The 16,493-nt window shown below is 63.7% G+C and carries 8 protein-coding genes; 6 read left to right on the top strand and 2 right to left on the bottom strand.

Annotated features, from left to right (window positions below):
• Positions 1-31 precede the first annotated feature (31 nt).
• Positions 32-1,516 (bottom strand): sodium/proline symporter PutP, encoded by a 1,485-nt coding sequence (putP, locus tag UCMB321_RS03000; RefSeq protein WP_040063761.1) that lies wholly within the window; start codon positions 1,514-1,516, stop codon positions 32-34.
• A 455-nt stretch (positions 1,517-1,971) separates the two neighbouring features.
• Here putP and putA point away from each other — a divergent pair, with 455 nt between their 5' ends.
• The 6 genes from putA (at position 1,972) to trxC (ending at position 15,451) form a co-directional block, all read left to right on the top strand.
• Positions 1,972-5,925, top strand: a complete 3,954-nt coding sequence (gene putA, locus UCMB321_RS02995; protein WP_040063760.1) for a trifunctional transcriptional regulator/proline dehydrogenase/L-glutamate gamma-semialdehyde dehydrogenase — start codon at positions 1,972-1,974, stop codon at positions 5,923-5,925.
• 232 nt (positions 5,926-6,157) lie between these two features.
• Complete coding sequence (locus UCMB321_RS02990) at positions 6,158-7,960, top strand: acyl-CoA dehydrogenase (protein ID WP_040063759.1); 1,803 nt, start codon at positions 6,158-6,160, stop codon at positions 7,958-7,960.
• Between the two features lie 183 nt (positions 7,961-8,143).
• Positions 8,144-9,886 (top strand): potassium/proton antiporter, encoded by a 1,743-nt coding sequence (locus UCMB321_RS02985; protein ID WP_040063758.1) that lies wholly within the window; start codon positions 8,144-8,146, stop codon positions 9,884-9,886.
• 36 nt (positions 9,887-9,922) lie between these two features.
• Positions 9,923-13,273, top strand: coding sequence for a mechanosensitive channel MscK (mscK, locus tag UCMB321_RS02980; RefSeq protein WP_040063757.1), 3,351 nt, complete (start codon positions 9,923-9,925; stop codon positions 13,271-13,273).
• Between the two features lie 99 nt (positions 13,274-13,372).
• Positions 13,373-14,836, top strand: a complete 1,464-nt coding sequence (selO, locus tag UCMB321_RS02975; RefSeq protein WP_040063755.1) for a protein adenylyltransferase SelO — start codon at positions 13,373-13,375, stop codon at positions 14,834-14,836.
• A gap of 180 nt (positions 14,837-15,016) precedes the next feature.
• Positions 15,017-15,451, top strand: a complete 435-nt coding sequence (gene trxC / locus UCMB321_RS02970) for a thioredoxin TrxC (RefSeq protein WP_040063753.1) — start codon at positions 15,017-15,019, stop codon at positions 15,449-15,451.
• A gap of 18 nt (positions 15,452-15,469) precedes the next feature.
• Here the strand turns inward: trxC and UCMB321_RS02965 are convergent, their stop codons facing one another.
• Positions 15,470-16,243 (bottom strand): ParA family protein, encoded by a 774-nt coding sequence (locus UCMB321_RS02965; RefSeq protein ID WP_040063752.1) that lies wholly within the window; start codon positions 16,241-16,243, stop codon positions 15,470-15,472.
• Positions 16,244-16,493 lie beyond the last annotated feature (250 nt).

The raw sequence follows: 16,493 nt of genomic DNA, 5'->3' as shown, positions 1-16,493 counted from the left end.
ACCTGGGGGTCAGGGGCTCAGCCCCTCCCGATCAGTGTTCCCGGCGGAACTGTTGCTCCGCCGCGGCGAAACGCTGCAGCATCAGCGCCGAAGGCGCGCCCATCCGGCTGACGACATAGATCGCAAGACTGGCGAACAGGAAGCCCGGGATGATTTCGTACAACCCCAGCAGGTTGAAATGCTTCCAGACGATCACGGTGATCGCGCCCACCAGAATCCCGGCCAAGGCGCCATTGCGGGTCATGTCCTTCCAGATGACCGAGATCAGCACCACCGGGCCGAACGCTGCACCGAAGCCGGCCCAGGCATAGCTCACCAGGCCCAGGACACGGTTTTCCGGATTCGCCGCCAGGGCAATGGCCACCAGCGCCACCAGCAGGACCATGGCGCGACCGACCCAGACCAGCTCCAGCTGGGAAGCCGATTTACGCAGGAAGGTCTTGTAGAAGTCTTCGGTCAGGGCGCTGGAGCACACCAGCAACTGGCAGCTCAGGGTGCTCATCACCGCCGCCAGGATCGCCGACAGCAGCACGCCGGCGATCCACGGGTTGAAGAGGATCTTCGCCAGCTCGATAAACACCCGCTCGTGGTTCTCGCCCACGGGGCCGGCCACATCGGGATGCGCCGAGAAGTAGGCGATACCGAAGAAGCCCACCGCCACGGTACCGCCCAGACACAGGATCATCCAGGTCATGGAAATGCGCCGGGCCTTGGCGATCGACTTGACCGAATCCGCCGCCATGAAGCGCGCCAGGATATGCGGCTGGCCGAAGTAGCCCAGGCCCCAGCCCATCAGCGAAAGGATACCGACGAAGGTGGTGCCCTTGAGCATGTCGAAGTGGGCCGGGTCCTTGGCCTCGATGGCCAGGAAGGTGGTGTCGATGCCGCCGGTGGCCAGCAGCACGATGATCGGCGTCAGGATCAGCGCAAAGATCATCAGCGTGGCCTGCACGGTGTCGGTCCAACTGACCGCCAGGAAACCGCCGATGAAGGTGTAGGCGATGGTCGCCGCCGCACCGGCCCACAGCGCCGTTTCGTAGGACATGCCAAAGGTGCTTTCAAACAGACGCGCCCCGGCGACGATCCCCGACGCGCAGTAGATGGTGAAGAACACCAGGATCACCAGCGCCGCAATGATCCGCAGCAGGCCGCCGTGGTCCTCGAAGCGGCTGGAGAAATAATCCGGCAGGGTCAGCGCATCGCCATTGTGCTCGGTTTGCACCCGCAGGCGCCCGGCGACGAACAGCCAGTTCAGGTAGGCACCGACGATCAGGCCGATGGCAATCCAGCTTTCCGACAGGCCGGACAGGTAGATCGCCCCGGGCAAGCCCATCAGCAACCAACCGCTCATGTCGGAAGCACCGGCCGACAGCGCGGTGACCACGCTGCCGAGGCTGCGGCCGCCGAGAATGTAATCGGAAAGGTTGTTGGTCGAGCGATAAGCCATCAGGCCGATCAGCACCATGGCGGCGATATAGATCACGAACGTGATCAGGGTTGGGTTGCTTACACTCATTGAAAAATCCCTGGCATTGTTTTTATTGAGCGGCAGTCCGACCGCCGCAAAGAATGATGTCTGTCAGACGCTTAAAGGTGACGGGCATTTATGACCGATATTTCCTCAGGAAAAACGTCAGCCGCTACCTACGACATGTAGGAGGTTGCACTCCGGCGTGGGATGCTATTCAACAAGCCGAATAAGGTGCAACCCATTTCACCGGAATAAGTTGCACCTATTGAATTTTGCGTATTTTCCGACGGTTTACCGCCCCTTTTCAGTGCAGGAGATACCCTTGGCACCCGGAAAACCTCGGGCCAAAGGCCATAAACCCAAACGGGAAAATAATTCCTGATCTGCCGCCGTTTTTTCCTGCAAAAAAAGGGTTGCACCCGGTTGCACCTCAATCGAGCCAGCGCTACTCTTTCCGCCAGCTGATGCCACGCGATCGTGGTAACCATGAGGATAAGAAAATGGCTACGACCACCCTTGGGGTCAAACTCGACGACCCGACCCGCGAGCGCCTGAAGGCCGCGGCCCACTCGATTGACCGCACGCCCCACTGGCTGATCAAGCAAGCCATTTTCAACTACCTGGAAAAGCTCGAGAGCGGTGCAACCCTGGGTGAAATCAACGGCGCGCCCCGTAGCGACGCCGAAGACGGCGGCGACGTCCCTAGCGACCACGCCCATCAGTGCTTCCTGGAATTCGCCGAAAGCATCCTGCCGCAATCGGTCCTGCGGGCCGCCATCACCGCCGCCTACCGCCGTCCGGAACCGGAAGTGGTACCCATGCTGCTGGAGCAGGCCCGCCTGCCGGCGCCGATGGCCGAAGCCAGCCACAAGCTGGCCGCGTCGATTGCCGAAAAATTGCGCAACCAGAAGAGCGCCGGCGGCCGTGCCGGCATCGTCCAGGGGCTGCTGCAGGAGTTCTCCCTGTCGTCCCAGGAAGGCGTGGCATTGATGTGCCTGGCCGAAGCCCTGTTGCGCATCCCGGACAAAGGCACCCGTGACGCCCTGATCCGCGACAAGATCAGCACCGGCAACTGGCAACCGCACCTGGGCAACAGCCCGTCGCTGTTCGTCAACGCCGCCACCTGGGGCCTGCTGCTGACCGGCAAGCTGGTTGCCACCCACAACGAAGCCGGCCTGACCTCCTCCCTGAGCCGCATCATCGGCAAGAGCGGCGAGCCGATGATCCGCAAGGGCGTGGACATGGCCATGCGCCTGATGGGCGAGCAGTTCGTCACCGGCGAAACCATCGCCGAAGCCCTGGCCAACGCCAGCAAGTTCGAAGCCAAGGGCTTCCGCTATTCCTACGACATGCTCGGCGAAGCGGCACTGACCGAGCACGACGCACAGAAATACCTGGGCTCCTACGAGCAGGCCATCCATTCGATCGGCAAGGCTTCCCACGGTCGTGGCATCTACGAAGGCCCGGGCATTTCCATCAAGCTGTCGGCGCTGCACCCGCGCTACAGCCGCGCCCAGTACGAACGCGTGATGGACGAGCTGTACCCGCGCCTGCTGGCGCTGACCCTGCTGGCCAAGCAATATGACATCGGCCTGAACATCGACGCCGAAGAGGCCGACCGCCTCGAGCTGTCCCTGGACCTGCTGGAGCGCCTGTGCTTCGAACCGCAGCTGAGCGGCTGGAACGGCATCGGCTTCGTGATCCAGGCCTACCAGAAACGCTGCCCGTATGTGATCGACTACGTGATCGACCTGGCTCGCCGCAGCCGTCATCGCCTGATGATCCGCCTGGTCAAGGGCGCGTACTGGGACAGCGAAATCAAGCGTGCCCAGGTCGAAGGCCTGGAAGGCTATCCGGTCTATACCCGCAAGGTGTACACCGACGTGTCCTATATCGCCTGCGCGCGCAAACTGCTGTCGGTACCGGAAGTCATCTACCCGCAGTTCGCCACCCACAACGCCCACACCCTGTCGGCCATCTACCATATCGCCGGGCAGAACTATTACCCGGGCCAGTACGAATTCCAGTGCCTCCACGGCATGGGTGAACCCCTCTACGAACAGGTGGTCGGCAAGGTTTCCGAAGGCAAGCTGAACCGTCCGTGCCGCGTGTACGCCCCGGTCGGTACCCACGAAACCCTGCTGGCGTACCTGGTCCGCCGCCTGCTGGAAAACGGCGCCAACACCTCGTTCGTCAACCGCATTGCCGACCAGTCCATCTCGATTCAGGAACTGGTGGCCGATCCGGTGGCCAGCATCGAGCAGATGGCGACCCTGGAAGGCGGCTTCGGCCTGCCGCACCCGCGCATTCCCCTGCCGCGCGACCTTTATGGCCGCGACCGGGCCAACTCCGCCGGCATCGACATGGCCAACGAACATCGCCTGGCGTCGCTCTCCTGCGCGCTGCTGGCCAGCGCCCACAACGACTGGAAAGCCGTGCCGCTGCTGGGCTGCGTTGTCAGCAACGAAACGCCGGCGCCGGTGCTCAACCCCTCGGACCATCGCGACCTGGTGGGCTATGTCCAGGAAGCCACGACCGAGGACGCCGACAATGCGGTGCAGTGCGCACTGAACGCCGCGCCGATCTGGCAGGCCACCCCGCCGAGCGAACGCGCGGCGATCCTCGAACGCGCCGCCGACCTGATGGAAGGCGAGATCCAGCCGCTGATGGGCCTGCTGGTCCGCGAGGCCGGCAAGACCTTCGCCAACGCCATCGCCGAAGTGCGTGAAGCCGTGGACTTCCTGCGTTACTACGCGGTGCAGGCGCGCAACGACTTCAGCAACGACGCCCACCGCCCGCTGGGCCCGGTGGTGTGCATCAGCCCGTGGAACTTCCCGCTGGCGATCTTCAGCGGCCAGGTGGCCGCAGCACTGGCCGCCGGCAACCCGGTACTGGCCAAGCCCGCCGAACAGACCCCGCTGATCGCCGCCCAGGCCGTGCGCCTGCTGCTCGAGGCCGGCATCCCCGAAGGCGTGGTGCAACTGCTGCCAGGCCGTGGTGAAACCGTCGGCGCGCGCCTGGTGGGTGACGAACGGGTCAAGGGTGTGATGTTCACCGGCTCCACCGAAGTGGCGCGCCTGCTGCAACGCAATGTCGCCGGTCGCCTGGACACCCAGGGCCGACCGATTCCGCTGATCGCCGAAACCGGCGGGCAGAACGCGATGATCGTCGACTCCTCGGCGCTGACCGAACAGGTGGTGATCGATGTCGTGTCCTCGGCCTTCGACAGCGCCGGCCAACGCTGCTCGGCCCTGCGCGTCCTGTGCCTGCAGGAGGATTCCGCCGACCGCGTGATCGAAATGCTCAAGGGCGCCATGGCCGAAAGTCGCCTGGGCAACCCGGAGCGCCTGTCGGTGGATATCGGCCCGGTGATCGATGCCGAGGCCAAGGCCGGCATCGAGAAACACATCCAGGCGATGCGCGACAAAGGCCGCACGGTGTATCAGATGGCCATCGCCGATGGCGAGGAATGCAAGCGCGGCACCTTCGTCATGCCGACCCTGATCGAACTGGAAAGCCTCGACGAACTGCAACGGGAGATCTTCGGCCCGGTGCTGCACGTGGTGCGCTACAAGCGCAAGGACATCGACCAGTTGATCGCGCAGATCAATGCGTCCGGCTACGGCCTGACCCTCGGCGTGCACACCCGCATCGACGAGACCATTGCCAAGGTGATCGACAATGTCCACGCCGGTAACGTCTATGTGAACCGCAACATCGTCGGCGCCGTGGTCGGCGTGCAACCGTTCGGTGGCGAAGGGTTGTCCGGCACCGGGCCGAAAGCCGGCGGGCCGCTGTACCTGTATCGCCTGCTGTCGACGCGACCGACGGATGCCATCGAACAGGCCTTCGCCCGCGGCGACACCCTGGTCGCACCGGATGGGCGCCTGCGCGAAACGCTGCTCCAGCCGCTCAACGCCCTGCAGGCCTGGGCCGACAGCCAGAAGCTGGCAGACCTCGGCGCGCTGTGCGTGACCTTCGCCGCGCAGTCGCAAAGCGGTATTACCCGTGTACTCAACGGTCCGACGGGCGAGCGCAACAGCTACGCCATCCTGCCGCGCGAGCATGTGCTGTGCCTGGCGGAAATCGAAGGCGACCTGTTGACGCAACTGGCGGCGGTATTGGCCGTGGGCGGCTCGGCGGTCTGGCCGGAAGGCGAAGCGGCCAAGGCGCTCTACGCACGCTTGCCGAAAGAGGTGCAGGCGCGCATCCGCCGCGTGGCCGACTGGAGCAAGGACGAGGTGGTGTTCGATGCGGTGCTGCACCACGGTCATTCCGACCAGTTGCGCGACGTTTGCCAGCAGGTCGCCCAGCGTAACGGCGCCATTGTCGGCGTGCATGGCCTGTCCCAGGGTGAAACCGGCATTGCGCTGGAGCGCCTGGTGATCGAGCGGGCGTTGAGCGTCAACACCGCAGCGGCAGGCGGTAACGCCAGCCTGATGACGATCGGTTAAGCAATTTGTAGGAGCGAGCTTGCTCGCGATGGTAGTCCAGACACCGCGGAGTATCAGATACCCCGCGTTATCGTTGACGTCCATCGCGAGCAAGCTCGCTCCTACAAACATTAGAACCAGCCCAGGCAACACACCTCTCTGAATTCTGCCCCTCCATCACCCATATCAATCTTGCTAGGCACCACTTATTCAGCCGCCTAGACTCGGCCCACTCCCCAACAGGTAGGCCGCCATGTCCGAGATGCTGCTCAGTTCCCGCAATCTGGCTTTCGAGCTGTACGAAGTCCTCGATGCCGAGGGCCTGACCCAGCGCGAGCGATTCGCCGAGCATTCCCGGGAAACCTTCGATGCAGCTATCGGTACCGCCCGCACCCTCGCCGAAAAGTTCTTTGCCCCGCACAACCGCAAGAACGATGAAAACGAACCGCGCTACGAAAACGGCGAGGCCATCCTGATCCCGGAAGTCAAGCCGGCCGTCGACGCCTTCCTGGAGGCCGGCTTTCTCAATGCCGCGCGCAGCTTCGAGGCGGGCGGCATGCAGTTGCCGACCCTGCTGTCCCAGGCCTGCTTCGCCCACTTCCAGTCGGCCAACGCCGCCTCGACGTCCTACCCGTTCCTGACCATGGGCGCGGCGAACCTGATCGAGAGTTTCGGCAGCGACGAGCAAAAGCACCGCTTCCTGCAACCGATGATCGACGGGCGCTTCTTCGGCACCATGGCCCTGACCGAGCCCCACGCCGGCTCTTCGCTGTCCGATATCCGTACCCGCGCGGAACCTGCCGCCGACGGCAGCTACCGACTCAAGGGCAACAAGATCTTCATCTCCGGCGGCGACCATCCGCTGTCGGAAAACATCGTGCACATGGTCCTGGCCAAGCTGCCGGACGCCCCGCCCGGGGTGAAGGGCATTTCGCTGTTTATCGTGCCCAAGTTCCTGGTCAACGACGACGGCAGCCTCGGCCCGCGCAACGATGTGCTGCTGGCCGGGCTGTTCCACAAGATGGGCTGGCGCGGCACCACCTCCACCGCGCTGAACTTCGGCGATAACGGCAACTGTGTCGGCTATCTGGTGGGCAAGCCGCACCATGGCCTGAGCTACATGTTCCAGATGATGAACGAAGCACGGATCGGCGTCGGCATGGGTGCGGTGATGCTCGGCTATGCCGGCTACCTGTATTCCCTGGAGTATGCCCGGGAACGCCCGCAGGGCCGCCTGCCCGACAGCAAGGACCCGACCACCGCGCCGGTTTCGATTGTCCAGCACGCCGACGTCAAGCGCATGCTGCTGACCCAGAAAGCCTACGTCGAAGGCGCCTTCGACCTCGGCCTGTACGCCGCGCGCCTGTTCGATGACACCAGCACATTGGCGTCCGAGGAGGAACGCCGGCAGGCCCATGAACTGCTCGACCTGCTGACCCCCATCGTCAAATCCTGGCCGTCGGAGTTCTGCCTGAAAGCCAACGAGCTGGCGATCCAGATCCTCGGCGGCCACGGCTACACCCGCGAATACCCGGTGGAGCAGTACTACCGCGACAACCGGCTGAACCCGATTCACGAAGGCACCCACGGCATTCAGTCCCTCGACCTGCTGGGGCGCAAACTGGCGCAGAACGGCGGGGCCGGGCTGAAGCAGTTGATTCGATTGATCGCCGACACGGCGCAACGGGCCGCCGCGCACACCTCGCTGGATGCCTTGCGCCAGCCGCTGGAGGCGCTGGTGGCGCGCCTGCAGAGCGTGACCCTGGGCCTGCTGACCGACCTGGCCCAGGGCAAGGTCAACAGCAGCCTCGCCAACTCGGCGCTGTACCTCAAGGCCTTCGGGCATACGGTCATCGGCTGGCGCTGGCTGGAACAGGCGGTCCGGGCCGAAGAAGGGCTGGCCAGGGGCAATCCGGCGGACCTGCCCTTCTACAAGGGCAAGCTGCAGGCCGCGCGCTACTTCCTCACCTGGGAAGTACCGGGCTGCCATCATGAACTGGCGATTCTGGAAAGCCGTGACGACACCTGCCTGGCCATGCAGGACGAGTGGTTCTGACCCCTGACTACACGACCTGTGGCGAGCGGGCAAGCCCGCTCGCCACAACCCGATAACGCTCATCGCTCGACTCAACCCCAAAGCTTTTGACAGCGGCACATTTCAACAGGTTAGAATCGCTGGCACGCAGACTGCATGGATCAGTCCGCGCCCAGCCTTTCTAGCTTTCCTGGAGTACTGCCTTTGAATGCGACGACCATCAACAGCCTGTTCTTGATCGGCGCGTTGCTGGTAGGCGCAAGCATCCTGGTGAGCTCGCTGTCTTCGCGCCTCGGCATCCCGATCCTGGTGATCATCCTGGCCGTAGGCATGACCGCCGGTGTCGACGGCGGCGGCATCATCTTCGACAACTACCCCGCCGCCTACCTGGTGGGCAACCTCGCCCTCGCCGTGATCCTGCTCGACGGCGGCCTGCGCACGCGGGTCGCAAGTTTCCGCGTGGCGCTCTGGCCGGCGCTGTCGCTGGCCACCGTCGGGGTGCTGATCACCACCGGCCTGACCGGCATGGCCGCCGCCTGGCTGTTCAACCTGAACCTCATCCAGGGCCTGCTGATCGGCGCCATCGTCGGCTCGACAGACGCCGCGGCGGTGTTCTCATTGCTGGGCGGCAAGGGCCTGAACGAACGGGTAACCGCCAGCCTGGAAATCGAGTCCGGCAGTAACGATCCGATGGCGGTATTCCTCACTGTGACCCTGATCGACATGCTCGCCAGCGGCGAGACCGGCCTGCACTGGAGCCTGCTCGGCCACCTGATTCGCGAGTTCGGCATCGGCGCCATCATCGGCCTGGCCGGCGGCGGGCTGATGCTGCAACTGGTCAACCGCATCAATCTGGCCAACGGCCTGTATCCGATCCTGGTGATCAGCGGCGGCCTGGTGGTCTTCGCCCTGGCCAACGCCCTGCACAGCAGCGGCTTCCTCGCCGTGTACCTGTGCGGCCTGGTGATCGGCAACCGCCCGGTGCGCAGCCGCCACGGCATCCTGCACATGCTCGACGGCATGGCCTGGCTGGCGCAGATCGGCATGTTCCTGGTGCTGGGCCTGCTGGTCACGCCCCATGACCTGCTGCCCATCGCCCTGCCAGCCCTGGGCCTGGCCCTGTGGATGATCCTGTTCGCCCGCCCGCTGTCGGTGCTGTTCGGCCTGTTGCCGTTCCGGGCCTTCCATGGCCGGGAGAAGGCCTTCATTTCCTGGGTTGGCCTGCGCGGCGCGGTCCCGATCATTCTCGCGGTGTTCCCGCTGATGGCCGGCCTGCCCCATGCGCAGCTGTACTTCAACCTGGCGTTCTTTATCGTGCTGGTCTCGCTGCTGGTGCAGGGGACCAGCCTGCCGTGGGTGGCCAAGCTGCTGAAAGTCACGGTCCCGCCGGAACCCGCGCCCATCTCCCGCTCCGCCCTGGAAGTGCATGTCACCAGCGAATGGGAGCTGTTCATCTATCGCCTGGGGGCTGAAAAATGGTGCATCGGCGCCGCCCTGCGCGAGCTGAAAATGCCCGAGGGCACCCGCATCGCCGCGCTGTTCCGCGGCCAGCAACTGCTCCATCCGTCGGGTAGTACCACCCTGGAAGTCGATGACCTGCTCTGTGTGATCGGTCACGAACACAACCTGCCGGCCCTCGGCAAGCTCTTCAGCCAGGCGCCGCAGCGCGGGCTGGACCTGCGCTTCTTCGGCGACTTCGTGCTCGAAGGCGACGCCCAGCTGGGCGCGGTCTCGGCACTCTATGGCCTGAAACTCGAAGGCGTGGACCCGAATACCCCCCTGGGCAGCTTCATCGCCCACAAGGTCGGGGGCGCGCCGATCGTCGGCGACCAGGTGGAGTGGAACAACACACTTTGGACCGTTGCCGTCATGGACGGGAACAAGATCGCCAAAGTCGGCGTCAGATTCCCCGAAGGAAGTCGCCCGGGTCCGGGTCTCTTCCTCTAAACTGCCCACTTTCTTTACGCTGCTTGACCGGTACCTATGTCTTTCTTGCGCACTTTTCTTGTCACGGCCTTGTTGGGCCTGAGTCTTTCCGTCGGCGCCCTGCAAGCGGCCGAACCGCCCACCCGTGAATCGGTCCAGCAAAGCCTGGACAAGATCGCCGAGCGCAAGCTGCCCGACGCCGATCAGAAAGCCCTGCAACTCGTGCTGCAGCAGACGCTGACCTGGCTGTCGAGCCAGGACGACTACGAAAAGCGCCTGACCGCGACCAAGCAGCAAGTCGCCGACGCGCCGCGCCAGACCGTCGAAAACCAGCGCGAACTGGCGCGCCTGAAGGTCACCAAAGTGGTACCGGTGGCCCAGCGCTATGCCAACCAGTCGGTCCCGCAGCTCGAACAATCGCTCACCGAGCGCACCGCCCAACAGGGCGACCTGCAAAAAGCCCTGGCCGATGCCAACACCCTGATCATCACCGCCCAGACCCGCCCCGAGCGCGCACAGTCGGAAATCAGCAACAGCCAGACCCGCATCCAGCAGATCAACGGCATCCTCAAGCTGGGCAAGGACAACGGCAAGACCCTCAACGCCGACCAGCGCAACCAGTTGAATGCCGAGCAGGCCTCGATCAACGCGCTGATCCTGCTGCGCCGCCAGGAACTGGCCGGCAACAGCCAGTTGCAGGACCTGGGCAACAGCCAGCACGACCTGCTGATGGAAAAGACCGCGCGCCTGGAGCAGGAAATCCAGGACATGCAGTCGCTGATCAACCAGAAGCGCCTGGCCCAGTCCCAGCAGACCGTCACCCAGCAATCCATCGAAGCGCAGAAGGCCGGTGACAGCAGCGTGCTGGCCACCGAAAGCGCCACCAACCTCAAGCTCTCCGACTACCTGCTCAAGAGCACCGACCGCCTCAACGAGCTGACCCAGCAGAACCTGCAGACCAAACAGCAGCTCGACAGCGTGACCCAGAGCGACCAGGCCCTGGACGAACAGATCAGCGTGCTCAAGGGCAGCCTGCTGCTGTCGAAGATCCTCTACAAGCAGAAACAGGCGCTGCCGCGCCTGCAAGTGGACAAGGACCTGGCCGACGAGATCGCCGATATCCGCCTCTACCAGTTCGAGGTCAACCAGCAGCGGGAGCTGATCAGCAGCCCGGCCACCTACGTGGACAGCCTGCTGGCGAACCAGCCGCCGGATCAGGTCAATGCGCAACTGCGCAAGACCCTGCTGGACCTGGTGGTGACCCGCAGCGACCTGCTGGAGCGCCTGAACCGCGAACTGAGTGCCCTGCTCAACGAATCCATCACCCTGCAACTGAACCAGAAGCAACTGCTCAGCACTGCCCAGAGCCTGCGCGCGACGCTGGACGAGCAGATGTTCTGGATCCCGAGCAACAAGCCGCTGGACCCGGAATGGATCTCCAGCGTCCCGGCACGCCTGCAAAAACAGGTGACCACCCTGCCCTGGGCCTCCAGCTTCAGTGAGCTGACCGACGGCCTGGTACAGCGCCCGCTGCTGTTCCTGCCCTTGCTGCTGTTGATCGGCGCCCTGCTGTGGCGGCGCAAGTCGCTGTATGCGCGCCTGAGCAAGGTGCACAAGGACATCGGCCACTTCAAACGCGACAGCCAGTGGCACACACCGCTGGCGCTCCTGGTCAACATCGCGCTGGCGATGCCGATCGCCCTGGCACTGGCCCTGTGCGGCTATGCCCTGCAGATCGACGCCCGTGGCCAGAACGCCAGCCTCGGCGCCGCGCTGCTGCAGATATCCCTGGCCTGGCTGGTGTTCTACACCGCCTACCGGATTCTCGCGCCGGGCGGTGTGGCCGAACTGCATTTCCGCTGGGAAAAACCCCAGGTCGAATTTCTCCGGGGCTGGATTCGCCGACTCGGCATCGTGGTCCTGGCGCTGGTGGCCATCGTCTCCGTGGCCGAGCTGCAACCGGCCTCGCTGGCCGACGACGTGCTGGGTATCGCCGTGGTCCTGGCCTGCTACAGCCTGATGGCCTGGCTGCTCAGTCGCCTGCTGCTGGGCACCCCGAACCACGGCAGCGCCTCGCTGTTCCGCAAACTGATCGGCGTGCTCTTCACCGCCATGCCCATCGCGCTGTTCATCGCCGTGTGCTTCGGCTACTACTACACCGCGCTGAAACTCAGTGACCGGCTGATCGAGACCTTGTACCTGCTGATGCTGTGGCTGGTGATCGAGGCGACCTTCGCGCGCGGCCTGGCGGTGGCGGCCCGGCGCCTGGCCTACCAGCGCGCCCTGAGCAAACGCCAGGCGGCCAAGGAGGCCGGCGACGGCGAGCCGGTGATCGAAGAGCCGACCCTGGACATCGAACAGGTCAACGAACAATCCATGCGCCTGATCCGCCTGGCCCTGCTCGGCGGCTTCGTCGCGGCGCTGTACTGGGTCTGGTCGGACCTGATCAGCGTGTTCTCCTACCTGGACAACATCACCCTCTACGAATACACCAGCGGCACCGGCGCGACCATGAGCATGGTGCCGATCAGCATCGGCAACGTCATCGGCGCCCTGGCGATCATCGGTATCACCTTCGCCCTGGCGCGCAACCTGCCGGGTCTCCTCGAAGTACTGGTGCTGTCCAAGCTCGAACTGGCCCAGGGCAGCGCCTACGCCACCACCACCTTGCTGTCCTACATCATCTCCGGCATCGGCTTCGTCTCCACCCTCTCGACCCTGGGCGTGAGCTGGGACAAGTTGCAATGGCTGGTGGCGGCGCTGTCGGTGGGCCTGGGTTTCGGCATGCAGGAAATCTTCGCCAACTTCATCTCCGGCATCATGATCCTGTTCGAGCGTCCGGTGCGGATCGGCGACACCATCACCATCGGCACCCTGTCGGGCACGGTCAGCAAGATCCGCATCCGCGCCACCACCATCACCGACTTCGACCGCAAGGACATCATCGTCCCGAACAAGACCTTCATCACCGGACAGTTGATCAACTGGTCGCTGACCGACACCGTCACCCGCGTGACCCTCAAGCTCGGCGTGGACTACGGCTCGGACCTGGACCGGGTCAAGGAGCTGCTGCTCAAGGCCGCCCAGGACAACCCGCGGGTGCTCAAGGACCCCGAACCCCACGTGTTCTTCCTGAACTTCGGCGAAAGCAGCCTGGACCACGAACTGCGCATGCACGTGCGTGACCTGGGCGACCGCAACCCGGTGATCGACGAGGTCAACCGCTTCATCAACCGCGAGTTCAAGAAAGAGCACATCCACATCTCGTTCCGGCAGATGGAGGTCTACCTCAAGAACCTGAACGGCCAGGAATACAAACTGGTGCCGGCGGAAGGCGAAATGCCCGCGCCAGGGCCGACTACAGCGGCCAAGCCGGAGCGACTGCCGCCGCCGGACAAGCTCGACTGAGACCTGAAAAAACGCGGCGCTCATGTGGTTTGCATGACGCCGCTGGCGCCCGCCGGCTAATCCCAGCAGAATACTTGGACATTCCCCTGGAGCCGGCCGTTGAAAGCCCTCGACGAACTGACCTTCGATAACCGCTTCGCCCGCCTGGGCGACGGGTTCTCCACCCATATCCTGCCCGAACCCCTCGATAATCCGCGGCTGGTGGCGGTGAGTCCGGCGGCCATGGCCCTGCTCGACCTGGACCCGGCCATTGCCGAGGAGCCGGTGTTCGCCGAGCTGTTCGGCGGCCACAAGCTCTGGGCCAAAGCCGAACCCCGGGCGATGGTCTATTCGGGGCATCAGTTCGGTTTCTACAACCCGCGCCTGGGCGACGGTCGCGGACTGTTGCTGGGCGAGGTCTACAACGACGCGGGCGAGCATTGGGACCTGCACCTCAAGGGCGCCGGGCAAACGCCTTATTCGCGCATGGGCGACGGACGGGCGGTGCTGCGCTCGTCGATCCGCGAGTTCCTCGCCTCCGAAGCCCTGCAGGCGCTGGGCATTCCCAGCAGTCGCGCGCTGTGCGTGATCGGCTCCGACACGCCGGTCTGGCGCGAGAAACAGGAGCGCGGCGCCATGCTCCTGCGCATGGCGCCCAGCCATGTGCGTTTCGGTCATTTCGAGTACTTCTACTACACCCGGCAACCGGAGCAGCAGAAGCAGCTCGGCGAGCATGTGCTGGCGATGCATTTCCCCGAATGCCTGGAACAGCCGGAGCCTTACCTGGCGATGTTCCGCGAGATCGTCGAGCGCAATGCCGAACTGATCGCCAAGTGGCAGGCCTACGGTTTCTGCCACGGCGTGATGAACACCGACAACATGTCGATCCTGGGCATCACCTTCGACTTCGGTCCGTTCGCCTTTCTCGATGATTTCGATGCGAACTTCATCTGCAACCACTCCGACGACCAGGGCCGCTACTCGTTCAGCAACCAGGTGCCCATCGGCCAGTGGAACCTCAGCGCGCTGGCCCAGGCCCTGACGCCATTCATCAGCGTCGAGGCCCTGCGTGAAGCGCTGGGCCTGTTCCTGCCGCTGTTCCAGGCCCACTACCTGGACCTGATGCGCCGCCGCCTCGGCCTGACCTGCGCCGAAGACGACGACCAGAAACTGGTGGAAAGCCTGCTGCAACTGATGCAGGTCGGTGGCGTCGACTACACCTTGTTCTTTCGACGCCTGGGAGATGAGTCAGCCGCCCAGGCCACGGCGCGCCTGCGCGATGACTTCATCGATATCAAGGGGTTCGACGCCTGGGCCGAGCGCTACCAGGCCCGGGTCGCCCGCGAACCGGATCAGGACCAGGCCCGGCGCAAGGCGCGGATGCACGCGGTCAACCCGCTGTACATCCTGCGCAACTACCTGGCGCAGAACGCCATCGAGGCGGCGGAAGGTGGCGACTACGAGGAAGTTCGGCGACTCCATGCCGTATTGAGCAAGCCGTTCGAAGAGCAACCAGGTATGGAGCGATACGCCGAACGACCACCGGAGTGGGGCAAGCATCTGGAGATCAGTTGCTCTTCGTGAGCAGGCTCAGATGTATCGCAATTTGCTATAGCGCCAATCCGACTGACGGTGCGTTCTCCCTGACTAGATTCCCGGGTCGAACGCCGACGGTTGAAAATGTGAGGGTATGCAACAAGGCTTGATAAAACCCGCACCCAGCTCCAGATAAGGGGGTATTGGCCACTTCCCTGGAGCCCCCTTATGTCCGAACCACTACTGATCCCCTGCCCCCATTGCAACGGCCTCAACCGCATCCCCGCCGAGCGCCTGGGCGACCAGCCGAAATGCGGGCGCTGCAAGGCCGCGGTCCTGCTGGATAAACCGTTCGAATTGAAACAGGGCGACTACGCCAGCCAGATCAAGGGCGACCTGCCGTTGCTGGTGGACGTGTGGGCGGACTGGTGCGGACCGTGCAAATCCTTCGCGCCGGTGTTCGAACAGGCGGCGGCGCAGTTGGCCGGCAAGTGCCGCCTGGCCAAGCTCGACAGCGAGGCCAATCCGCAGCTGTCGGCACAGCTGGGGATTCGCTCGATCCCCAGCCTGATCCTGTTCAGAAACGGCCAGGAAGTGGCGCGCCAGAGCGGCGCCTTCCCGCTACCGCAGTTGCTGGCCTGGCTGCGCAGCCAAGGTCTCTGAGGCCCGCGCAAAGGCGGGTCAGGCGTTGTGCTCCAGCAGCGCGTGCAGCTCGACGAACTGCTGGGTCAGCTTGTGCCGCGGATCGAAGTGGATCAGCGGTTGGTTCGCCTCATGGGACTCGCGCATCTTCACCGAACTGGCGAGGTACACCGGTAATACCGGCAAGCCCTCGGCGATCAGGCCGTCGAGCATCTGCTGCGGCAGACTCGCCCGCGCCTGGAACTGGTTGACCACGATCCCTTCCACTTGCAGGTCTTCGTTGTGGTCTTCCTTCAACTCTTCGATCTCGGCCAGCAGGCCATACAACGCCTGCCGGGAGAAACTGTCGCAATCGAAGGGAATCAATACACGATCGGCTGCAATCAACGCAGAAACCGCATAAAAATTCAGCGCCGGCGGCGTATCCAGGTAAATCCGGTCGTAATCCTCCGACAAATCGTCCAGCAATTTGCGCAGCTTGTTGATCTTGTGCTTGGCCTCAAGCTTGGGCTGCAGGTCCGCCAGTTCGGCCGTGGCGGTGATCACGTGCAGGTTGTCGAAGGGCGTCTCGTAGATATCCACCTGGTTTTTCTTCGAGAACGGCCCGGACGACAGGATCTGCTTGAAGAAGTCGGCGATACCCATGGGAATCTCCTCGCCGGTCAGCCCGGTGAGGTATTGCGTGGAGTTGGCCTGGGCATCGAGATCCACCAGCAGGGTCCGATAGCCCTCGCTGGCGCTGACAGCCGCCAAGTTGCAGGCAATGCTCGACTTGCCGACCCCGCCTTTCTGATTGAACACCACACGCCGCATGACAAGACCTCCGTGTATCAATGAATGACCGAGTGTAGAGGGCTTGACCGCTGCCGCGCCACCTTGCTGGGACGAGTACTACGCCGCCCATCGCAATAACCTCACTCAGGCCGAGCACTTTCCCAGCAAAATACGAAATCGCTGACAGACGTATCAAAAAAAATACGAATAATAGCCAGCTGACATCAGTCCGCTCGCATTTCGTCAATTTAATCGAGCAAAATGTAACCAAAAATTTGCTACAGGCCTT

It is taken from the genome of Pseudomonas batumici (assembly GCF_000820515.1).
GTDB lineage: Bacteria > Pseudomonadota > Gammaproteobacteria > Pseudomonadales > Pseudomonadaceae > Aquipseudomonas > Aquipseudomonas batumici.
Note: the sequence above shows the minus strand (reverse complement) of the source record. Positions and strands in the feature narration are given on the sequence as shown.

Excerpts from the sequence above, each read along its gene's own strand:
- mscK (WP_040063757.1), top strand. The coding sequence starts at position 9,923 with ATGTCTTTCTTGCGCACTTTTCTTGTCACGGCCTTGTTGGGCCTGAGT.
- UCMB321_RS02965 (WP_040063752.1), bottom strand. The coding sequence starts at position 16,243 with ATGCGGCGTGTGGTGTTCAATCAGAAAGGCGGGGTCGGCAAGTCGAGC.
- putA (WP_040063760.1), top strand. The coding sequence starts at position 1,972 with ATGGCTACGACCACCCTTGGGGTCAAACTCGACGACCCGACCCGCGAG.
- putP (WP_040063761.1), bottom strand. The coding sequence starts at position 1,516 with ATGAGTGTAAGCAACCCAACCCTGATCACGTTCGTGATCTATATCGCC.
- trxC (WP_040063753.1), top strand. The coding sequence starts at position 15,017 with ATGTCCGAACCACTACTGATCCCCTGCCCCCATTGCAACGGCCTCAAC.
- UCMB321_RS02990 (WP_040063759.1), top strand. The coding sequence starts at position 6,158 with ATGTCCGAGATGCTGCTCAGTTCCCGCAATCTGGCTTTCGAGCTGTAC.